Source organism: Streptomyces sp. NPDC003247 (assembly GCF_042888135.1).
Lineage (GTDB): Bacteria > Actinomycetota > Actinomycetes > Streptomycetales > Streptomycetaceae > Streptomyces.
In genome coordinates this window covers 532,040-552,295 of sequence record NZ_JBIAPF010000002.1, presented here as the reverse complement: position 1 = coordinate 552,295, position 20,256 = coordinate 532,040, and the positions used below count along the sequence as shown (strand labels likewise).

Genomic DNA, 20,256 nt, shown 5'->3' with positions numbered 1-20,256 from the left:
CGGTTCACGCCTTCGGCCTACTCGAACCATCCATTGAGCACAGTCTGTGATGACCTGATCACAGGACGGGGCGCGGTGGAGGGAACCGCCCGAACCGTCCAGGCACGCAGGTGACCTCGGGCCCGCCGTGAAGCCCCATCCGGCGGGTCCGGATCGCTCGCATGGGCGCACGAGGAAGGCATGGCGATGACCGCTGCACGAGCCACTGACCGCACACCCCACCTCGACCGAATACGCAGGCGGAGGCTGCGCGACAGGGCGGCACTGCTGGGCGCCTGCGGGCTGCTGCTGACCGCCCCGTACGCCGCCTGGCCCGGAGAGGCCCCCGCCGTGACGCGGTCGGCGAAGACGGACGGCACCGCCCCCGACGCGGCCGTCCCGCCGGGACTGCTCCGCTACCACCAGCAGGAACTCCTGTGGGAGCCCTGTCCCGGCTCCCCCTCGTTCCAGTGCACCACCATGAAGGTGCCGTTGGACTACGCCCGTCCGGACGCGGGCGACCTCCTCCTGAAGGCCACCCGGAAGAAGTCCACCGGCGACGGCGCGGCGCGGAGGGGCTCGCTGCTGGTCAATCCCGGCGGACCCGGAGCGTCCGCGATCGACTTCCTGGTGGGCGGCGGCGCCGACCGCTTCTCCCCGGCCGTGCGGGCCGCCTACGACCTGGTCGCGCTGGACCCGCGCGGCGTGCAGCACAGCACCCCGGTGGACTGCGGGACCGACACGTCCACGAACTCCTCGGGGCTCGGCCGCCACCTGTCGGCCGACTCGGCGGAGTTCACCGCCCATGACGCGGAGTACGAGCAGTTCACCGCCGCGTGCGCACGGCACGCCGGCCGGCTGCTCCCCCACCTCGGCACCCTGGACGCGGCCCGGGACATGGACCTGTTCCGTGCGCTCGTGGGCGACGACCGGTTGCACTACCTCGGCTTCTCCTACGGCACCTACCTGGGCACCACCTACGCCGACCTCTTCCCGTCCCGGGTGGGCCGGATGGTGCTCGACGGTGCCGTCGACCCCTCCCTCGACGGGTACCAGGACGTCCTTCAGACCGCGGCCGGCTACCAGCAGGCCTGGGAGTCCTTCGCCGCCGCGTGCGCCGCCCGCACCGACTGCCCGCTGGGCCGCTCCGTCGAGGAGATCAGCCGCGGACTGGACACGCTGCGGCGCTCCCTGGACCGCGTTCCCCTGCGCCAGGGCAAGGACATCTCCGTCTCGGGGGACGAGCTCCTCATCGCGATCGCGACGGCGCTGAGGGCCCCCGAGTGGGAGCTGCTGCGCACCGCGCTCCGGCAGGTGCTGGCCGGTGACACCACCGCGCTCCAGCGACTCCTCGGCTCCGCGACGGACACCTCCAGCAACGCCACCGACGCGTTCTTCGCCATCAGCTGCCTGAGCGCCCCCCTCGCCCCGCGGTTCAGCTCCGCGGAGGTCCAGGCCGCGCTGCCGCAGTTCCTGCGCACCTCGCCCCAGTTCGGCAGGTTGTTCGCGACCCCGCTCATGCAGTGCGCCCACTGGCCCGTCCCGCCGGCCCAGCCCTCGCGCACCGTCTCCGCGCCGGATGCCGCGCCCATCCTGGTCGTCGGCACCACGCGTGATCCCGCCACCCCGTACCCCTGGGCCAAGGCGCTCACCCGCCAGCTCTCCTCCGGCCGCCTGCTCACCTACGACGCCGACGGGCACGCCGCCTACCACCGCGGCAACGCCTGCGTCGTCACCGCCGTGGACCGCTATCTGACACAGGGTCAGCTTCCGCCCGTCGGCACGATCTGCACCTGACAGAACCGCACCGCCCGCCGGCCCGCCCCGGGAGAAGACGCAGGGGGTCCGTGATCTGACGGACCCCCTGGTCCGCTGCCCGCCGTCCCCGGCTCTCCCGCGCCGCCGGGCACGCCACACCTTTCGCGGTGGTGTGCGGGGTTACGGTCGGCGGCATGAACGGTGATCGTCGGGGGTGGCGCCAGTGTCTGCTCGCCGGGGCGGTGTTCGCCGTGTGCATGGCCGGGACCACGCTGCCGACTCCCCTCTACGGCCTCTACCAGGAGAAGTTCGGGTTCTCCGAGGTGACGGTGACCGTCGTGTACGCCGTGTACGCCTTCGGGGTCATCGGCGTGCTGCTGCTGGCCGGGAACGCCTCGGACGCCGTGGGCAGGCGGCCGGTGCTGCTGTGGGGGCTGGGGTTCGCGGCGGCGAGCGCCGTCTGTTTCCTGTGTGCCACCGGACTGGGCTGGCTGTACGCGGGGCGGCTGCTGTCGGGACTGTCCGCCGGGCTGTTCACCGGAGCCGCCACGGCGTACGTGATGGAGTCGGCGCCCCGCGGCGGCGCCTCCCGGGCCACGTTCGTGGCGACGGCCGCCACCATGGGCGGCCTGGGCTGCGGTCCGCTGCTCGCCGGGGTGCTCGCGCAGTACGCGGCCCGGCCGCTGTACCTGCCGTTCGCCGTGCACCTCGTCCTGGTGGCCGGCTCGGCCGCGGTCCTGCTGCGCCTTCGGGAGACCGTCCGGGAGCGGCGCCCGCTGAGCGCGGTACGGCCGCGGTGGCCGGCGCTGCCCCCGCGGGTGCGGGCCGTGTTCGGGCCCGCGGCGATCGCCTCGTTCGTGGGGTTCGCGCTGTTCGGGGTGTTCACGTCGGTCAGCCCGGCGTTCCTCGCGCAGTCGCTGGACGTCGGCAACCACGCGGTGAGCGGACTGGTCGTCGCGCTGGCCTTCTTCGCCTCGACCGCCGGGCAACTGGCGGTGGGCCGGGTCGGAGCGGGGCGCTCGCTGCCGCTCGGCTGCGCCGGCCTGCTCGCCGGGCTGGCGCTGCTCGCGGGCGCGCTGCGGTGGGACCTGCTGCCGCTGGTGGTGCTGAGCGCGCTCGTCGGCGGTGGCGGGCAGGGGCTGGCGTTCCGCGGAGGGCTGTCCGTGGTCGCCGGGGCGTCGCCCGAGGACCGGCGCGCGGCGGTGATCTCGACGCTGTTCGTGGTGGCGTACGCGGGGATCTCGGTCCCCGTCATCGGTGTGGGCGTGCTGACGGTCCCGCTCGGCCTGGAGGGCGCGGGGCTGGTGTTCATCGCCTGCATGGCCGTCCTGGTCTCGGTCGCGGCCGTCTACCTGCTCCGCCGGCCGGTACGGAGTGGGCGCGCACCGGCGCGGTGACCTCCGCCGCCGGCCGTCACCCACGGGAAATGCCCGAGCGGGCGGGCCGCCGGTCGTGCGTTACTTGGCCGCGGACATCGGACGACCGGCCAGGAAGGCACACGCGTGAGCAGCCACGGCGCAAGCGGCAGCGGCAGGAACGACAGGAGGAACGACAGGGCCGGCGGTGAGGTGTTCCTGATCGGCGGCGGGCGGGACGAGTCCGTCGCCGAGGTCGTGTGCGGGCCGTTCCTGCGGGCCGCCCCGGTGCGGGTGCCGCGCGTCCTGTGCGTGCTGGTCGACGAGGGCGACGGGGCCGAGCAGTTCGCGCGGTACGACGCGCTGCTGCGGAAGGCCGGTGACTGTACGCCCGTGCCGCTGCCGGTGCCGGTCGGGGGGCGGGTCGGGCTCGGGGCGCTGTCGGACGACGTGGACGCGGTGTTCGTCTGCGGCGGGCCGACGCCGGCGTACCAGGAGGCGCTCGCCGGGTGCCGGGACGCGCTGGCCGCGCTGGTCGCCGAGCGGGGCGTTCCGTACGCCGGCTTCTCCGCCGGTGCCGCGGTCGCGGCGCGGGACTGCGTGGCCGGGGGATGGCTGGTCGACGGGGCCGCGGTGTGTCCGCCGGAGACCGCGGAGGACCTGGAGGAGGTGGAGGTGCGGCCGGGGCTCGGGCTGGTGCCGTTCGGGGTGGACGTGCACGCGGCGCAGTGGGGGACGCTGCCGAGGCTGGCCGCCGTCGTCGCGGACGGGCGGCTCCGGCACGGGGTCGCCGTCGACGAGCACACCGTCGTCCGGGTGTCGGGCGACGGTACGGCCCGGGTCGCCGGGCGGGGGCGCGCCCACTCCGTCCGTCCGGCGCCGGGGGGCGGGGTGCTCGTGCGGTCCTACGGCGCCGGGGAGTCCTTCACCGCCGCCCCGTAGGGCCCCGGCGGGGTGCGTGCGGTGCCGGGGCCCTGGGCGGTCGTCTCGGTGCCGCCCGGCCGTTCGTCCGTGCTCGTCGTACGCACGTACGCACGTTCGGGGGTCCGGGCGTTTCAGATGGTCGCCGCGTCGATCACGAACCGGTAGCGCACGTCGCTGACGAGCACCCGCTCGTACGCCTCGTTGATCTCGGACGCGCCGATCAGCTCGATCTCCGCGCCGAGGCCGTGCGCGGCGCAGAAGTCCAGCATCTCCTGGGTCTCGCGGATGCCGCCGATGGAGGAGCCGGCCAGGGTCTTGCGGCCGCCGATCACCGAGAACAGGTTCAGGGCGACGGGCTCCTCGGGCGCGCCGACGTTCACGAAGGCGCCGTCCGTGCGCAGCAGGGACAGGTAGGCGCCCAGGTCCAGCGGGGCGGAGACGGTGGACAGGATGAGGTCGAAGGTGCCGGCCAGCTTCTCGAAGGTCTCGGGGTCGCTGGTGGCGTGGTAGTGGTCGGCGCCCAGCCGCAGGCCGTCGTCCTTCTTGCGCAGGGACTGGGACAGGACCGTCACCTCGGCGCCGAGCGCGTGGGCGATCTTCACGGCCATGTGGCCGAGGCCGCCCATGCCGAGGACGGCGACCTTCTTGCCGGGTCCGGCGTTCCAGTGCCGCAGCGGGGAGTACGTGGTGATGCCGGCGCAGAGCAGCGGGGCGGCGACGTCCAGCGGCAGCGCGTCGGGGACGCGGACGACGAAGTCCTCGTCGACGACGATCTTCTGCGCGTAGCCGCCGTAGGTCGGCTCGCCGTTCTTGTCGAGGGCGTTGTAGGTGCCGACGCTGCCGCCGGTGCAGTACTGCTCCAGGCCCGCCCGGCAGTTGTCGCACTCCCGGCAGGAGTCGACGAGGCAGCCGACGCCCACCCGGTCGCCGACGGCGAACTTCGTCACGCCGGGGCCGACCTGCGAGACGACGCCCGCTATCTCGTGGCCGGGCACCATCGGGAAGATCGCCTTGCCCCAGCCCTCCCGGGCCTGGTGGATGTCGGAGTGGCAGATTCCGGAGAACTTGATGTCGATCAGTACGTCGTGCTCGCCGACCGCGCGGCGCTCGATCGTGGTGCGCTCCAGCGGAGCCTTGGCGGCGGGGGCGGCGTACGCGGCGACGGTGGTCGTGCCCGTGGTCATGCGGGGGTCTCCTAGCGGGTCGTACACCCGGCCCGCGACCGGACCGGGTACGGCGACCAGCCTGCCGTGCCGCACGGCGGCCGCCCAGCCCCCGCCCGTGCCTACGACCACGGTGCGTACCACTGGCAAGGTCAGGATCGTGTGCGTACGACCAGGAATACTGGACGCATGGACGAACAGCCCGAGCCCGTGCCGAGGACCGGCGCACCCGGCGCACCCGGCGGGGCCGGCGCGGGTCTGGACCGGCGTGCCGAGCTCAGCGAGTTCCTGCGCACCCGGCGGGCCCGGCTGAAGCCGGAGGACGTGGGGCTGCGGGACTTCGGGCGGCACCGCCGGGTGCCGGGGCTGAGGCGCGAGGAGCTGGCGCAGCTGGCCGGGGTGTCGGTGGCGTACTACACGCGCCTGGAGCAGGGCAACGGGCGGAACGTGTCCGCGGAGGTGCTGGACTCCATCGCCCGCGCGCTGCGGCTGACGGACGCCGAGCACGCGCACCTCACCCACCTCGCCAAGCCCAAGCAGCACAAGAAGAAGCCGGCGGCGCGGGCCCGGCAGGTGCGGCCGGCGCTGCGGCAGCTGCTGGACGTGATGGACGGGGTGCCCGCGTACGTCGTCGGGCGGCGGGCCGAGATCCTGGCGTGGAACCGGATGGCGGCGGCGGTCTTCGGGGACTGGTCGGAGCTGACGGACGCCGAGCGGAACTGGGCGCGGCTGGTGTTCCTGCGGCCCGACTACCGCGAGCTGTTCGTCGACTGGGAGCAGAAGGCGATCGACATCGTGTGCGCGCTGCGCATGGACGCCGGGTGCTATCCGGACGACCCCCGGCTGTCGGCGCTGGTGGGCGAGCTGTCGGTGAAGAGCGAGGACTTCCGGCGGCTGTGGGCGACGCACGACGTCAAGGAGAAGAGCCACGGGGTGAAGCTGCTCCGTCATCCGCTGGTCGGGGAGCTGTCCCTGAACTTCGAGGGGTTCCGGCTCTCGGGCGACGGCGAGCAGTCGATGGTGACCTACCACGCGGAACCGGGATCGCCCTCGGCGGAGGCGCTGCGGCTGCTGGCGAGCTGGGGGGCCGACGCGACGAGGGCGGGGGCGGGGTCCCAGGCGCCGTACGCCTGAGGGGCGGGGCAGCGGGACCCGTACAGAACCCGTTGTCATACCCGCACCCCCCGGCGCCGGAAGGCCGCCGGGGGGTGCGGGGTCGTACGGGGTCGTCGTACGGGGTCGTCGTACGGGCTGGTGCGGGGTGGTGCGGGGTGGTCCCGGGGGACGCTCGGTGCGCCGCGAAAGAACGCGAGAGAACCGGAGGCCCGGAAGGACCGGCCGGAAGGCCGACGGACCGGAAGAACCGGACCTCAGGAAGCAGCGGCCTTCTTGGCGTCCTCGTCCACCGTGCCCTTGTCGCCCTCCTTGACCGAGCCCTCCTTGGCCGAGCCCTCCTTGACCGGGCCCTTGGCCTTCTCCGCCGCGGCGGCCTTGGGGTTCTCCTTCACCGTGATCTTGCCCTTGCGGATCGTCGCCAGGCGCGGGGCCTTCTTCGCGATGGACGAGTCGTGGGTGACCATGATGAAGGTGAGCCCGTGCTCCTTCCACAGGGTCTCCAGCACGTCCATGATCTCGTCGCGCATCGACTCGTCGAGGTTGCCGGTGGGCTCGTCGGCGAGCAGCACCTTCGGCTGCTTCACCAGCGCGCGGGCGATCGCCACGCGCTGCTGCTGCCCGCCGGACATCTCGCTGGGCAGATGCCCGAGCCGCTCGCCGAGCCCGACCGACCGCAGTGCCTCGGCGGCCCGCTCGCGCCGCTCGCGGGTCTTCACGCCGAGGGGGACGAGGGCGGTCTCGACGTTCTCCTGGGCGGTGAGCGTCGGGATGAGGTTGAACGACTGGAAGACGAAGCCGATGTTCTCGCTGCGCACCTTCGTCAGGCGGGCCTCGGAGAGCTTGGCCAGGTCGGTGCCGTCGAGGACGACCTCGCCCTCGGAGGGCCGGTCGAGTCCGCCGAGCATCTGGAGCAGCGTCGACTTGCCGCCGCCGGTGGGTCCCTGGATGACGAGCCGGTCGCCGTCCGGGATGGTCAGGTCGACGCCGTCGAGGGCGTGGACGGTCTCCTTGCCGCGTGTGTAGCGCTTGGTGACGCCTCTGAGTTCGTACATGGGTCAACTCCTGGGGTGGGTGAAGGGGTTGCGGCGGCGCCGGCTGTGCGACGCGGCGTGCTACTCGACGCGGCGCAGCGCGTCGGCCGGCCGCAGCCGGGAGGCACGCCAGCCACCGAACGCCCCCGCGATCAGCCCACCGGCCACGGCGAGCGCGACGGCGATCGCCACGGTCGTGACGCTGACGGGCGCGGTGAGCGCGACGTCGAGCGTCTGGGAGGCCGACTGCGGGCCGCCACCGCCGAAGCCGCCCCCGCCACCGCCGCCGGGGCCACCGCCCATGCCGCCACCGCCGCCCATGCCGCCACCGCCGCCGGAGCCCAGCTGGGCCTCGAGGGTGGGGCTGATGGCCGTCACGACGTAGGCGCCCGCCAGGCCGATCGCGATCCCCAGCGCGCCGCCCAGCAGCCCGTTGACCATCGCCTCCCCGACCACCTGACGGGTGACGCGCCCGGACTTCCACCCGAGCGCCTTGAGCGTGCCGAACTCCCGCACGCGCCGCGAGACCGCCGAGGAGGTCAGCAGACCGGCCACCAGGAACGCGGCGATCAGCACCGCGATGGACAGCCACTTGCCGACGCTGGTGGCGAGGGAGGACGCCGTGGAGAGGGAACCGGAGACGGTGTCCGCGAGGTCGGCGGAGGTCGTCACCGTCGTACCGGAGACGTTCTTCTGGATCGCGGACTTGACGCTGTCGATCTGCTGCGAGTCGGTCGCCTTGACGTAGATCGTGGTGACCTTGTTCTTCGAGTCGCTGAGGGTCTGAGCCTGCGTCAGCGGGATGTAGACGTTGGCGGCGGAGTCGCCGCTGTCGGCGGTGGCGATGCCGATCACGCTGAACTTGACGCTCTTGATGGTGACGGTGGAGCCGACCTTGAGCTCCTTCTCCTTGGCGTACGCCGAGTCGACGACCGCGACCTTGCCGTCGGTCTCCGTCGTCTTGAAGGTACGACCGCTGGTGATCTTGGAGGAGGTCAGCGGGCCGAGCGCGGGCTCGGCGACGTCGGTGCCGTAGACGGAGTAGTTGTTGACGTCGAAGTCGGCGCCGCCGCCCTGCACTTCGCCCTGCGGCTGGCCGGAGCCGCCGCCGATGCCGCCCGGACCGCCCTGCTGGCCGCCGCCGTTGCCGTCCTGCTGGAACTGGCCGCGGGTGAACTGGCCGCTGACCTTGATGACTTGCAGGCTCAGTCCGCCGACCGCGTCGGCGACACCGCTCTGCTTGCCGACCTTGGTGACGGTCGAGGTGGACAGGGTCTGGAAGCCCTGGACCATGACGCGGTCGCTGCTCTGTTCCTCGTCGGAGCCGTCCTCCTGCGCGTCGAACTGGAAGCGCGGGCGTTCCGAGGAGTTCGCGGTGGGGGCGGCGGCGGCCTTGGTGACGGTCATGTCCGTGCCCAGGCCGTACAGGGACTGGAGGACCTTGTCCTGGGCCTTGCTCATGCCGGCGGACACGGAGGTGACCACGATGACCAGCGCGATACCCAGCGCGAGCCCGGAGGCGACGACGAGGGCCGCCTTTCTGCGGCGGCGCAGTTCGCGCCTCAGGTAGGTGAAGAACATGCGCCGCAAGCTAGGGACAGACCGTGATGAAGGGATAAGGCGAATATAAGAGAACGATGAGAAGGCTGTGAACAACCCCGGAAACGCCGGTGCCGCCCCTGGGGGCGGCACCGGAAAGCTGTGGATCGGCCCGGAGGCCGGGCGGGTCAGACGGCCGAACCGGCCTTCCACTGCGCCCAGTCCATGTTCCAGCCGTTGAGGCCGTTGTCCGGGGAGACGGTCTTGTCGCCGGTGTTCTGGACGACCACGACGTCACCGATGATCGAGTTGTTGTAGAACCAGGCGGCCGGCGTGCTGTCGTCGTCGGCGCCCTTGGTGTCGGACAGGCCGACGCAGCCGTGGCTGGTGTTCACCGAGCCGAAGATGGACTTCGCGCCCCAGTAGTTGCCGTGCACGAAGGTGCCGGAGGTGGTCAGGCGCATGGCGTGCGGCACGTCCTTGATGTCGTACTCGCCCTTGCCGTCGTCGTCGGTGAAGCCGACCGTCGCGCCGTTCATCCGGGTCTCCTTGAACTTCTCGGAGATCACCATCTGGCCTTCGTACGTCTTGTTGTCGGGCGAGCCGGCGGAGATCGGGATGGTCCGGACCGTCTTGCCGTCCTGCGTGACCTTCATCTGCTTGGTCTTCGCGTCGACGTACGTGACCTGGTTGCGGCCGATCGTGAAGGTGACCGTCTTCTGCTGGACGCCGTAGACGCCGTCGGCGCCCTCGACGCCGTCGAGCGCGAGCTTCAGCGTGACGGTGGAGTTCTCCTGCCAGTACTCATCGGGGCGGCAGTCCATGCGCTGGGTGTTGAACCAGTGGCAGACGACTTCCTGGCCGCTGCTGGAGCTGACCGTGATGCCCTTCTGGACGGCGGCCTTGTTGGTGATCTCCTTGTTGAAGTTGATCGACACCGGCATGCCCACGCCGACGGTCGAGCCGTCCTCCGGCGTGAAGTTGCCTATGAAGCTGTTGTCGGGGGAGACCGTGGTGAAGGAGGCGTTCTCGTGGGCCTCGCGGCCGTCGGAGTCCTTCGCGGTCGCCGCGAGCTTGTAGGTGGTGGAGCGCTCCAGCTGGTCGCTGGGCTTCCAGGTGGTCTTGTCGGCGGAGAGCTCGCCCGCCACGGCGGTGCCGTCGGCGGTGGTCATCGTCACCTCGGTGAGCGTGCCCTTGCTCACCGTGACGGCCGCCGAGTTGTTGATGGAGGCGTTGTCCGAGCCGTCCGCGGGCGTGATCTTGATCTGGGCCTCGGAGGCCTTCTGGGCCGCCGCCTCGTCGGCCTGGGCCTGAGAGGAGCTTCCCGCGCCGTCCGAGGCACTGCTGTCGCCACTGGAACACGCGGTGAGCACCAGAACACCGCCGAGCAGTGCGGACGCGGTCATCAGACCCCTGCGCCGCCTACTGTCCGTCATCACACGCTTCTCCATCGTTGCCGAAATCCCGAACTACCCCGAGGGTCCCCGTTAAAAAGCCTCAACGCCTCGACCGGTTCGTCCCGTTCCACATTTCCCCGATGTGTGGGCCACACCACGTCCACGGCGGGGCTGGCCCGCCCGGGACCCGCGGCGCGGTGTCGGTCAGCGCGTCATCCTGAGGCACTTCGCTCGGGGCGCATTGCTTGAGACGACGGAACCCCGGGCGCGGTTGCCGTCCGGAGTCAAGAATTCCCCGATACGCCCAGCCGATGCCACCCGTGCGGCCACCGCCGTCGGTGTCCGCCCGTCGTCCGCCCACCATCATCCTCGGCCGGGCCCCGGCAAGGCGAGTCACCGTCATGATCGATCGGTGCGCGGGGCCGGGAGACTCGGTGAAGTCCGGCCGTCGGCACCGCGCTGACCAGCCCGTACGGAGCGGTGGGGGCACCGGGCTCCGCCGCGGTGTCTTCGGTCACAGCGGCCGGACATTCCCCTCGCGATGCGAAATCCATGTGAATCGGGACATATCCGGGCGCCTTTTCGGTGTTCCCGTGAGGAGCGCGTGCCTGTCGGCTCCCGCAACTTTCCCGCGACCCGCGCCTTTCATTAGCATCGGGACACACGGCCAATTCGCCAGCGTCACAAGGGGATCGATATTCCGTGTCATCCGCTCGCCGTCCGTTGCTGACCGCCGCCGCCGCGGGGACCCTGTTGGGCGCCCTGTGGTTCGTCCCGAACGCCAACGCGACGCAGGACGCCCCGGCGAGAACGAACGCGGCGTCGCAGACCATCCAGGCACAGTCCGACGGCCAGGCGCAGTCCGCCACGGCCACCCGGACCCAGGTCACCACCCAGGCCCGGGCCGCCTCCACGGCCACGGACACCTCGGAGACCGGGGACGGCACCCGCCTCGCCGACACCGGCAGCTTCGACACCACTCCCTATGTGGCCGGCGGGACCGCACTGCTCGCGCTGGGGGCGGGATTCGTCGTGTACTCGGTGCGCCGGGAGCGTCTCGGTTTTTGAAAAGACTTGACGCTTCGTTCACAGGGACCTCATAGTCCCGATCATGAACAGATCATCGGGGGCGCGGCTGTGCGCCGCGGCTGTCCTGGGGGCGCTGTCGCTCGCACTCGTCACGGGGTGCTCCAGCGGCGACGGCAAGAAGGACAAGGGATCCAAGGGGTCCGGCTCCGGTTCCGGTGCCGCCGCCTCGTCGTCGGCTCCGGCCGCCGAGGCGCTGACCTCGGCCGAACTGGAGAAGCTGCTCCTCGCCCAGGGCGTGGACAAGGGGTTCACCGTCGAATCGGGCGACGACACGCTCCCGAAGTCCAAGAGCACGGTGCAGGTCGACGACGAGGCGTGCGCGCCGCTCGCCTACGCCATGGCCGCCCTCCCGCCGGGTGAGACGGAGGCCGGCGCGAGCAACACGGTGACGGAGGACAAGCTGTCGGACGCCACCTCGGTGGAGGACCTCACCGAGGAAGACATCGACGACGCCTTCAGCGTCGCCACCACCTTCGTGGGCCTGTCCTCCTACGACGGGGACGGCGCCGAGAAGGCCCTGAAGGCCGTCACCGACGGCATCGACGCCTGTTCCGGCGGGTTCGGCATCACCGCCGACGGCGAGGACCAGAAGATCACCAAGGTCACGGCGGACCAGGCCTCCGTGGCGGGCGACGGGTCCGCCGCGTTCGCCGCCGTGGTCGACACGGGCAGCGACGGCCCGGTTACGTTCCACGTCGAGATGGTCCGTAGCGGCAGCACGCTGGCCACGTTCTACCCGATCAACCTGACCACACTGGTGGAGGGTGGCGAGAGCGAGGTCCCGGCCGTCGTGGTCGAGGCGCAGGTCGCCAAGTTGAAGTGACCGTCCGGGGCCCCGCCACGCGCGTGCGCGCGGCGGGGCCCCGGCACGTCGGCCACCCCCTGGCCCCCTACCGCAGCGGCCCGGTGACCGTCTCCGCGGCGGCCACGAGCCGTCCCTCGCGGACGAACCCGTCCGCCGCCGCGAGGTCGGGCGCGAGGAACCGGTCGGGTCCGGGCCCCTGGACGCCCGCCGCGCGGACGGCGTCGATGACGGCCCGGGTCGCGGGCGCCGGGGTGAGCCCCTCGCGCAGTTCGACGGCGCGGGTGGCGGCGTAGAGCTCGACGGCGAGCACGCGCGCGAGGTCGTCGACGGCCGTGCGCAGCTTGCGCGCCGCCGCCCAGCCCATCGACACGTGGTCCTCCTGCATGGCGGAGGACGGGATGGAGTCCGCCGAGGCGGGTACGGCCAGCCGCTTCATCTCGGCGACCAGCGCGGCCTGCGTGTACTGGGCGATCATCAGCCCGGAGTCGACCCCGGCGTCGTCGGCGAGGAACGGCGGCAGCCCGTGGCTGCGGTTCTTGTCCAGGAGCCGGTCGGTGCGCCGTTCGGCGATCGAGGCGAGGTCGGCGGCGGCGACGGCGAGGAAGTCGAGGACGTAGGCGACCGGGGCGCCGTGGAAGTTGCCGTTGGACTCGACGCGTCCGTCGGGAAGCACCACCGGGTTGTCGACGGCCGACGCCAGTTCCCGCTCGGCGACCAGCCGGGCGTGCGCCAGGGTGTCCCGTCCGGCGCCGGCGACCTGCGGGGCGCAGCGCACCGAGTAGGCGTCCTGGACGCGGGGCGCGTCGTCCTGGTGGTGGCCGGTCAGCTCCGAGCCCTTCAGCACGGCCAGCATGTTGGCGGCGCTGGCCGCCTGTCCCGGGTGCGGGCGGATGGCGTGCAGTTCGGGGGCGAGCACCTTGTCGGTGCCGAGCAGGGCCTCCAGGCTGAGGGCGGCCGTGACGTCGGCGGACTTGTAGAGGGTGTCGAGGTCGTCCAGGGCCATGAGCAGCATGCCTAGCATGCCGTCGGTCCCGTTGAGGAGGGCGAGCCCCTCCTTCTCCCGCAGTTCGACGGGCGCGATGCCGTGCTCGGCGAGCAGGTCGCCCGCGGGCCGTACGACGCCGTCGGGGCCCTCGGCGTCCCCCTCCCCCATGAGCGTCAGGGCGCAGTGCGACAGCGGGGCGAGGTCGCCGGAGCAGCCGAGGGAGCCGTGTTCGTGGACGACGGGGGTGATGCCGGCGTTCAGCAGGTCGGCCATGGACCGCGCGACCTCGGGGCGCACTCCGGTGTGGCCGGAGCAGACGGTCTTCAGCCGCAGGAACATCAGGGCCCGGACGACCTCCCGCTCGACCCGCGGTCCCATGCCGGCGGCGTGCGAGCGGACGATGTTGCGCTGGAGCCGCGCGCGCAGCTCCGGGCTGATGTGCCGGGTGGCGAGGGCGCCGAATCCGGTGGAGACGCCGTAGACGGGTTCGGGCTTGGCCGCCAGCGCGTCCACGATCTCGCGGGCGGCGGCGAGGGCCGCCACCGCCTCCCCGGAGAGCTCGACCCGGGCGCCGCCGCGCGCCACGGCGAGCACGTCGGACGCGGTCACCCCGGACGTCCCCACCACCACAGTATGCATATCCATATTCAGGAGCGTACGCAGTGAAGACGAGGATGTCACCCGTGGGGCCGGGGTTCACCCCTTACCGATGCGTCACACCGCCGGCTCAGTTCGGCAGCCCGCGGAAGCTCCGCCGTTCGGCGGCCGGTCCCCGCGGCGGCTCGTCGGCGAGGCGTACGACGGGGTCGTCGGGCCCCTCCCGGCCCGCGACCACCGGCCGGGCGGCCCGTACGGCCTTGGCCCGGTACTGGGCGGCGTCCGCGAGCCGGAACAGCCGCCGGGCCGAGCGCACCGGCCCGATGGGGTCGTCCGTGGAGGCGACCCCGCAGGCCACGCCCTCGCCGAGCTCCAGCTCGGCGGCCCGCCGGCACAGTTCGCCGGCGACCTTCACCACGTCGTCGGCCGGCGGACCGACGGCGAGCAGACAGAACTCGTCCCCGCCGAGCCGCGCGGCGAGCGCGCCGGGCAGCATCGCCCCGCACAGCGACAGCACCGACCCGAACCGCTCCAGCAGCCGGTCCCCCACGGCGTGCCCCCGGGTGTCGTTGACCCGCTTGAGCCCGTTGAGGTCGCACACGGCGAGGCTCACCGTCTCCCCGTGCGTCCGGTGCCGCTCGACGGCCTCCTCCAGCCGTACGTCGACGGCGCGGCGGTTGGCCAGGCCGGTGAGGGCGTCGGTGAAGGCGAGCCTGCGGGCCTCCTCCAGCCGCTCCGACTGCGCGAGCCCGGCGGCGACGACGGCGGCGAGGACGGTGGCGAAGTCGGCGTCGGCACGGCCGAAGACGGGGGCGCCGGTGGAGCGGGCGACGTACAGCTCGCCCCACGCGCGGCCGTGCAGCACGATCGGCGCGACGACGCAGGAGCCGCGGCCGCGCCGGCGCAGCGCGGCGACCCGCTGCTGGCAGTAGCCGGGCCGCCCGGCGGCGGGCCCCCGCGCCGTCTCCACCCAGGCGTTGGGCTCGCCGCCGGCCGCCCAGCGCTCGTGCAGGAACTCGGTGATCTCCGGGAACTGATGCACCGGATAGGCCTCACCCTCGGGGAACTCGTCCTCGTCCGGCGCCCGGTCCCCCACGTTCACAAGGACCCGCAGCCGCCCGAGGTCCCGCTCCCACACCGAGAGCGCGGCGAACGCGCCGGCCAGTGCCCGGCACGCGCCGAACGCCGCCGCACGCCACGACTCGCGGGGCGTGTGCGCGGCCGCCATCCCCTGCGCCAGCGCCACCACGGCCGCGAGGCGTCTGTCCTCACCCATTTCACCAGGTTAGGGACTTTTGCCTACGAAGGTGGCACCAGCAGGCACCCGAAGTGACGCGCCCGTGTCCCGCGCCCCCTCCCGGCCGGAGGGGCGGCGTCACTCACCCGGCCACCGCGGCGTCCGCTTCTCGTTGAACGCCGCCACGCCCTCCGCCCGGTCGCCCGAGAACGCCACCGCCCGCCAGGCCGCGTCCTCGACCTCCAGTCCGGCCCGCAGATCCAGCCCCTGCCCCAGCCGCAGGGCCCGCTTGGCCGCCCGCAGCCCCACCGGGGAGTTCGCCCCGATGCGCGCGGCCAGCGCCAACGCCTCCTCGCGGTCCCGCCCCGCCTCCACCAGGACGTCCACCAGCCCCAGCTCCCGCGCCTCCGCGGCCTCCACCCGCCGTGCGCTGAAGATCAGCTCGGCGGCGCGTGCCGCCCCCACCCGCCGGGGCAGCAACTGCGTCCCGCCACCGCCCGGGATCACCCCGACCGACACCTCGGGCAACCCGACCACGGCCGTACGGTCCGCCACGATCACGTCGCACGCCAGCGCCAGCTCGAACCCGCCGCCCAGCGCGAACCCGTGCACCGCCGCCACCGTCGGCACCGGCAGCTCCAGCACCCCGGTGTACGCCCCCCGCGCCACCGGCCGCTGCCGCACCAGCTCGGCGTCGGTGAGGGAGTTCCGCTCCTTGAGGTCGGCGCCGACGCAGAAGGCCCGTTCGTGCGTGGAGGTCACCACGACCACCCGCACCTCCCGGTCGCCGCCCAGCGCCGCGCAGGCCGCCGCGATCGACCGGGCCAGCTCCGTCGAGACGGCGTTCATGGCCTTGGGCCGGTCCAGGACCAGCTCCGCGACATGCCCGTCCCCGTGCCGCCGCACCAGCACGGACTCCCCGAACCGCTCCTCACGCACGACACCGCTCACGACACCCTCCGGATCGACAGACCGACACTGGACTGGTTAACGCGGGTTAACACCCACCGCTCGCCCGATGATCGCAGGCCGGGTGGGCGGGGGGAAGGGCGACAGCGCGACCGCCGGGCCGACCGGGGGCGCGCGTCCCCCTCGTCGGCCTGTGCGCCGACCTGTGCGCCGGCCTGTGCGCCGGCCCGCTCGGGTCCGGAGGGGCGTCGTCAGCGGCCGCCGTCGCCGCGGCGGGTCAGCAGCCAGGGCTCGACCACGCCGAGGCCGCGCACCGGCCGCTGCCACATCGGCTGGAGCGCGAAGCGGTAGACGGGCGGCTCCTTGCCCTCCTTCTCCGCGGCGGCGGCCTCCTCGGCGGCCTCCGCCTCGGAGGCGGGCGCGTCGCCGGTGCGGACGACCTCCTCGGCGAACGCGCTGTCGACGAGCACGGCGTCCCGCGGCGCTATCGACGTCAGCCGCGAGGCCAGGTTGACGGTCGTGCCGAAGACATCGCCCATCCGGGTGGTCACCGTCCCGAACGCCATGCCGACGCGCAGCTCGGGCATCGTCTCGTCGTTGCTCATCGTCTCCACGAGACGCAGCGCGATGTCGGCGGCGGTACCGGCGTCGTCGGCCGCGTACAGCACCTCGTCGCCCAGCGTCTTGATGAGCCGCCCGCCCCGCGCGGCGACCAGGTCGGCGGCGGTCGTCTCGAAGGCCTCGACGAGCTCGCCGAGCTCCTCCTCCTCCATCCGGCGGGTCAGCCGCGTGAACCCGACCAGGTCGGCGAACCCGACCGCGAGCCGCCGGTCCACCATCTCCTCGTCGTCCGCGGCCTGCACGACCCGCCCGGCCGAGGCGGCGAGCTGCCGGCGCCACACGTAGACGAGGAACTCCTCCAGCTCGGGCAGCAGCAGCTCGACGATCGGATACGTGACCTCGGTGCGGGTCATCCCCGGCTCGGGCGGCTCGGTCAGCCCCTCCAGGAAGGAGTCGATCTGCCACTCCGCCAGCCGGGCGGTGGTCTGCCCGGTCGACCGGGCCACCTGCACCGCCATCGCCTCGCTCAGCAGGCCCGCCTCCACCAGACCCGCGAGCCGCCGCAGCGCCAGCACGTCGGCCTCGGTGAGCGCCTTGGCCTGCCCGATGTCGGCGAAGCCCATCGCCCGCCAGAAACGGGACGCCAGCTCCATGGAGACACCGGCGCTGCGGGCCGCCTGGAAGGGGGTGTAGCGCCGCTCGGCGCCGAGGATGAGCTGCTCCAGGCGCAGGGCGAGCGGGTCGTCGCCGGGCTCGGTGGCCTGGGGGTCCCCCCGCTCGGCCGGGACCGAGTGCGGAGGATGGTCAACCCGGCCGTCCGCGCCCGCGCCGGAGCCCGTGTCGTCGACGGTCACGCCTGCTGCCCTTCCGATCTACAGCGGTCAGGTATCGACCGGCCTCAACTCTACGGCAGGTGTGCGCCAGCTCACTCCGCAAGCAGGAACCGGAGGGCCCCGCCGCCCGGGGCGAGGACACCCGGCGCGGACGGCCACCACCGGGGTCCACCGGGGTCCACCGGGGCCGGGGCCCGCCGGGGCCGGGGCCCGCCGGGGCCGGGGCCCGCCGGGGCCGGGGCCCGCCACCACCGGGGCCCGCCAGGACCAGGACCCGCCACCACCGGGGCCCGCCAGGACCAGGACCCGCCACCACCGGGGCCCGCCAGGACCAGGACCCGCCACCACCGGCGCCCGCCAGGGCCGGGGCCCGCCAGGACCCGCACCGGCGTTCACGCCGGACGCAGATGCACCACGTCCCCCGCCCCCACCGGCTCCTGCACCCCGTCCTCCGTGGCGATCACGAGCCTGCCGTCGCCGTCGACGGCGACCGCCTCGCCCACCAGGGAGCGCCCGCCCGGCAGCTCGGCGCGCACCGAGCGGCCCAGGGTCGCGCACCCCGCCGTGTACACCTCCTGGAGTCCGCTGTCGGCCGGGTCGCCGTCGGCCGCGCGCCAGCGCCCGTACCACTCCTCCAGCGACCGCAGCACGGCCCGCAGCAGCGGATCCCGGTCGGTGCTCACCGCCCCGGCCAGCGCCAGCGACCCCGCCTGCGGCACCGGGAGCTCGGCGGCGCGCAGGGTGACGTTGATGCCGACGCCGACGACGACGCCGTCCTCCCCGGCCCGCTCGGCGAGGATGCCGCCGGCCTTGCGCTCCTCGCCGCCCACGGTCACCAGCAGGTCGTTCGGCCACTTGAGTGCCGTGTCCACGCCCGCCGCGCGAGCGAGGCCGGTCGCCACCGCCACGCCGGTGAGCAGCGGCAGCCAGCCCCAGCGGGCCACCGGGATCCCGCTCGGTTCGAGCAGGACGGAGAAGAACAGCCCGGAGCGGGCCGGTGCCGTCCACCGCCGGTCCAGGCGCCCCCGTCCGGCGCTCTGCTCCTCGGCGACCAGGACCGCCCCCTCGGCGGCCTTCCCGGCGGTCGCCAGCGCCACCAGGTCGGAGTTGGTGGACCCGGTCCGCGCCACGACGTCCAGCCCCGTCCACAGTCCGCCCTCCCGGACGAGCCCGCGCCGTAGCGCCGCGGCGTTGAGCGGAGGCCGGTCCAGGTCGGACCAGCGGCTGTGGGGGTCGTCTGAGGCATCTCGCGGCGTCATGCAAGCCACCCTAGGTGTGGTAAACACCGCACTGCCGACCAGTAGGGCCGCCACTACGCTACGGATGAGTAACCGTCCCCCCTTTTGAGCAGGCAGGGAGCCGTATCCCGATGTCCGAGCCGGAAGAGCGTCAAGAGATCGACATCCACACGACCGCGGGGAAGCTCACGGATCTCCGGCGCCGCGTCGAGGAGGCGACGCACGCCGGCTCCGCACGTGCCGTGGAGAAGCAGCACGCCAAGGGCAAGCTGACGGCCCGTGAGCGCGTCGAACTCCTCCTCGACGAGGACTCCTTCGTCGAGCTGGACGAGTTCGCCCGCCACCGCTCGACCCACTTCGGCCTGGAGGCCAACCGCCCCTACGGGGACGGCGTCGTGACGGGCTACGGGACCGTCGACGGCCGCCCGGTCGCCGTGTTCTCCCAGGACTTCACCGTCTTCGGCGGGGCGCTGGGCGAGGTCTACGGGCAGAAGATCGTCAAGGTCATGGACTTCGCGCTGAAGACCGGCTGTCCGGTCATCGGCATCAACGACTCCGGCGGCGCCCGCATCCAGGAGGGCGTGGCCTCGCTCGGCGCGTACGGCGAGATCTTCCGCCGCAACACCCACGCCTCCGGGGTGATCCCGCAGATCAGCCTGGTCGTCGGCCCGTGCGCGGGCGGCGCGGTCTACTCGCCGGCGATCACCGACTTCACGGTGATGGTCGACCAGACCTCGCACATGTTCATCACCGGCCCCGACGTCATCAAGACGGTCACCGGCGAGGACGTCGGCTTCGAGGAGCTGGGCGGCGCCCGCACCCACAACGCCACCTCGGGCGTGGCCCACCACATGGCCGGCGACGAGAAGGACGCCGTCGAGTACGTCAAGCAGCTGCTGTCGTACCTGCCGTCGAACAACCTCTCCGAGGCCCCGTCGTTCCCGGAGGAGGCGGACCTCACCGTCACCGGCGAGGACCTGGAGCTGGACACGCTCGTCCCGGACAGCGCGAACCAGCCGTACGACATGCACACGGTGATCGAGCACGTCTTGGACGACGCCGAGTTCTTCGAGACGCAGCCGCTGTACGCGCCGAACATCCTCACCGGCTTCGGCCGCGTCGAGGGCCGCCCGGTGGGCATCGTCGCCAACCAGCCGATGCAGTTCGCGGGCTGCCTGGACATCAAGGCCTCCGAGAAGGCGGCGCGCTTCGTGCGCACCTGCGACGCCTTCAACCTCCCGGTGATCACCTTCGTCGACGTGCCGGGCTTCCTGCCCGGCGTCGACCAGGAGCACGACGGCATCATCCGCCGCGGCGCGAAACTGATCTACGCCTACGCCGAGGCCACCGTCCCCCTGATCACGGTCATCACCCGCAAGGCCTTCGGCGGGGCGTACGACGTGATGGGCTCCAAGCACCTGGGCGCCGACCTCAACCTGGCCTGGCCCACCGCGCAGATCGCGGTGATGGGCGCCCAGGGCGCGGTCAACATCCTGCACCGCCGCACCCTCGCGGAGGCCGAGGCGGGCGGTGAGGATGTCGAGGCCGTCCGGGCCCGGCTCATCCAGGAGTACGAGGACACCCTCCTCAACCCCTACGTCGCGGCCGAGCGCGGCTACGTGGACGCGGTGGTCATGCCGTCGGACACCCGCCGGCACATCGTGCGCGGGCTGCGTCAACTGCGGACCAAGCGGGAATCCCTCCCTCCGAAGAAGCACGGCAACATCCCCCTGTAAGGAG

The 20,256-nt window shown here is 72.9% G+C and carries 15 protein-coding genes and 1 pseudogene; 7 read left to right on the top strand and 9 right to left on the bottom strand.

Annotated elements, in window-relative coordinates:
• Window positions 1-186: 186 nt before the first annotated feature.
• From ACFYWQ_RS07425 to ACFYWQ_RS07415, 3 genes are all read left to right on the top strand, one after another.
• Window positions 187-1,776 carry an alpha/beta hydrolase gene (locus ACFYWQ_RS07425; RefSeq protein ID WP_389513668.1) on the top strand — a complete coding sequence of 530 codons (1,590 nt, stop codon included), beginning with the start codon at window positions 187-189 and terminating at the stop codon, window positions 1,774-1,776.
• Window positions 1,777-1,931: 155 nt separating this feature from the next.
• The gene (locus ACFYWQ_RS07420) at window positions 1,932-3,134 is read left to right on the top strand and encodes an MFS transporter (RefSeq protein ID WP_389513666.1); all 1,203 of its coding nucleotides are present in this window, start codon (window positions 1,932-1,934) and stop codon (window positions 3,132-3,134) included.
• 105 nt (window positions 3,135-3,239) lie between these two features.
• Window positions 3,240-4,034 (top strand): Type 1 glutamine amidotransferase-like domain-containing protein, encoded by a 795-nt coding sequence (locus tag ACFYWQ_RS07415; RefSeq protein WP_389513665.1) that lies wholly within the window; start codon window positions 3,240-3,242, stop codon window positions 4,032-4,034.
• A gap of 113 nt (window positions 4,035-4,147) precedes the next feature.
• Here the strand turns inward: ACFYWQ_RS07415 and ACFYWQ_RS07410 are convergent, their stop codons facing one another.
• Entirely contained in the window at window positions 4,148-5,200 is a 1,053-nt protein-coding gene (locus ACFYWQ_RS07410) for an NAD(P)-dependent alcohol dehydrogenase (RefSeq protein ID WP_389514390.1), read from the bottom strand.
• Between the two features lie 168 nt (window positions 5,201-5,368).
• Here ACFYWQ_RS07410 and ACFYWQ_RS07405 point away from each other — a divergent pair, with 168 nt between their 5' ends.
• Window positions 5,369-6,313, top strand: a complete 945-nt coding sequence (locus ACFYWQ_RS07405) for a helix-turn-helix domain-containing protein (protein ID WP_389513663.1) — start codon at window positions 5,369-5,371, stop codon at window positions 6,311-6,313.
• A gap of 362 nt (window positions 6,314-6,675) precedes the next feature.
• Here the strand turns inward: ACFYWQ_RS07405 and ACFYWQ_RS07400 are convergent.
• The 3 genes and pseudogenes from ACFYWQ_RS07400 to ACFYWQ_RS07390 form a co-directional block, all read right to left on the bottom strand.
• Window positions 6,676-7,347 (bottom strand): annotated as a pseudogene (locus ACFYWQ_RS07400) (ABC transporter ATP-binding protein); the annotation flags it as partial.
• A gap of 60 nt (window positions 7,348-7,407) precedes the next feature.
• Complete coding sequence (locus ACFYWQ_RS07395; RefSeq protein ID WP_389513661.1) at window positions 7,408-8,907, bottom strand: ABC transporter permease; 1,500 nt, start codon at window positions 8,905-8,907, stop codon at window positions 7,408-7,410.
• A 146-nt stretch (window positions 8,908-9,053) separates the two neighbouring features.
• A complete protein-coding gene (locus ACFYWQ_RS07390; RefSeq protein WP_389513659.1) occupies window positions 9,054-10,316 on the bottom strand; it encodes an Ig-like domain-containing protein in 1,263 nt (420 codons plus the stop codon).
• A gap of 648 nt (window positions 10,317-10,964) precedes the next feature.
• Here ACFYWQ_RS07390 and ACFYWQ_RS07385 point away from each other — a divergent pair.
• Window positions 10,965-11,330, top strand: coding sequence for an LAETG motif-containing sortase-dependent surface protein (locus ACFYWQ_RS07385; RefSeq protein WP_389513658.1), 366 nt, complete (start codon window positions 10,965-10,967; stop codon window positions 11,328-11,330).
• Window positions 11,331-11,373: 43 nt separating this feature from the next.
• On the top strand, window positions 11,374-12,174 hold the full coding sequence (locus ACFYWQ_RS07380) for a hypothetical protein (protein WP_389513657.1): 801 nt from the start codon (window positions 11,374-11,376) through the stop codon (window positions 12,172-12,174).
• A gap of 67 nt (window positions 12,175-12,241) precedes the next feature.
• Here the strand turns inward: ACFYWQ_RS07380 and hutH are convergent, their stop codons facing one another.
• The 5 genes from hutH to ACFYWQ_RS07355 form a co-directional block, all read right to left on the bottom strand.
• Window positions 12,242-13,780 carry a histidine ammonia-lyase gene (hutH, locus tag ACFYWQ_RS07375; protein WP_389514388.1) on the bottom strand — a complete coding sequence of 513 codons (1,539 nt, stop codon included), beginning with the start codon at window positions 13,778-13,780 and terminating at the stop codon, window positions 12,242-12,244.
• 88 nt (window positions 13,781-13,868) lie between these two features.
• The gene (locus tag ACFYWQ_RS07370; RefSeq protein ID WP_389513655.1) at window positions 13,869-15,014 is read right to left on the bottom strand and encodes a diguanylate cyclase domain-containing protein; all 1,146 of its coding nucleotides are present in this window, start codon (window positions 15,012-15,014) and stop codon (window positions 13,869-13,871) included.
• Window positions 15,015-15,113: 99 nt separating this feature from the next.
• Window positions 15,114-15,914, bottom strand: coding sequence for an enoyl-CoA hydratase/isomerase family protein (locus tag ACFYWQ_RS07365; protein WP_389514386.1), 801 nt, complete (start codon window positions 15,912-15,914; stop codon window positions 15,114-15,116).
• A 221-nt stretch (window positions 15,915-16,135) separates the two neighbouring features.
• The gene (locus ACFYWQ_RS07360) at window positions 16,136-17,299 is read right to left on the bottom strand and encodes an adenylate/guanylate cyclase domain-containing protein (RefSeq protein ID WP_389513653.1); all 1,164 of its coding nucleotides are present in this window, start codon (window positions 17,297-17,299) and stop codon (window positions 16,136-16,138) included.
• A gap of 371 nt (window positions 17,300-17,670) precedes the next feature.
• Window positions 17,671-18,537: a biotin--[acetyl-CoA-carboxylase] ligase gene (locus tag ACFYWQ_RS07355; RefSeq protein ID WP_389513651.1), complete on the bottom strand. Its 867-nt coding sequence runs from the start codon at window positions 18,535-18,537 to the stop codon at window positions 17,671-17,673.
• Between the two features lie 110 nt (window positions 18,538-18,647).
• Between ACFYWQ_RS07355 and ACFYWQ_RS07350 the strand changes: the two genes are divergently transcribed.
• Window positions 18,648-20,252, top strand: a complete 1,605-nt coding sequence (locus tag ACFYWQ_RS07350; protein WP_389513649.1) for an acyl-CoA carboxylase subunit beta — start codon at window positions 18,648-18,650, stop codon at window positions 20,250-20,252.
• Window positions 20,253-20,256 lie beyond the last annotated feature (4 nt).

Coding starts and splice junctions, on each gene's coding strand:
- ACFYWQ_RS07420 (WP_389513666.1), top strand. CDS start 1,932: ATGAACGGTGATCGTCGGGGGTGGCGCCAGTGTCTGCTCGCCGGGGCG.
- ACFYWQ_RS07410 (WP_389514390.1), bottom strand. CDS start 5,200: ATGACCACGGGCACGACCACCGTCGCCGCGTACGCCGCCCCCGCCGCC.
- ACFYWQ_RS07390 (WP_389513659.1), bottom strand. CDS start 10,316: ATGGAGAAGCGTGTGATGACGGACAGTAGGCGGCGCAGGGGTCTGATG.
- ACFYWQ_RS07425 (WP_389513668.1), top strand. CDS start 187: ATGACCGCTGCACGAGCCACTGACCGCACACCCCACCTCGACCGAATA.
- ACFYWQ_RS07370 (WP_389513655.1), bottom strand. CDS start 15,014: ATGGGTGAGGACAGACGCCTCGCGGCCGTGGTGGCGCTGGCGCAGGGG.
- ACFYWQ_RS07395 (WP_389513661.1), bottom strand. CDS start 8,907: ATGTTCTTCACCTACCTGAGGCGCGAACTGCGCCGCCGCAGAAAGGCG.
- ACFYWQ_RS07350 (WP_389513649.1), top strand. CDS start 18,648: ATGTCCGAGCCGGAAGAGCGTCAAGAGATCGACATCCACACGACCGCG.
- ACFYWQ_RS07380 (WP_389513657.1), top strand. CDS start 11,374: ATGAACAGATCATCGGGGGCGCGGCTGTGCGCCGCGGCTGTCCTGGGG.
- ACFYWQ_RS07355 (WP_389513651.1), bottom strand. CDS start 18,537: ATGACGCCGCGAGATGCCTCAGACGACCCCCACAGCCGCTGGTCCGAC.
- hutH (WP_389514388.1), bottom strand. CDS start 13,780: ATGCATACTGTGGTGGTGGGGACGTCCGGGGTGACCGCGTCCGACGTG.
- ACFYWQ_RS07405 (WP_389513663.1), top strand. CDS start 5,369: ATGGACGAACAGCCCGAGCCCGTGCCGAGGACCGGCGCACCCGGCGCA.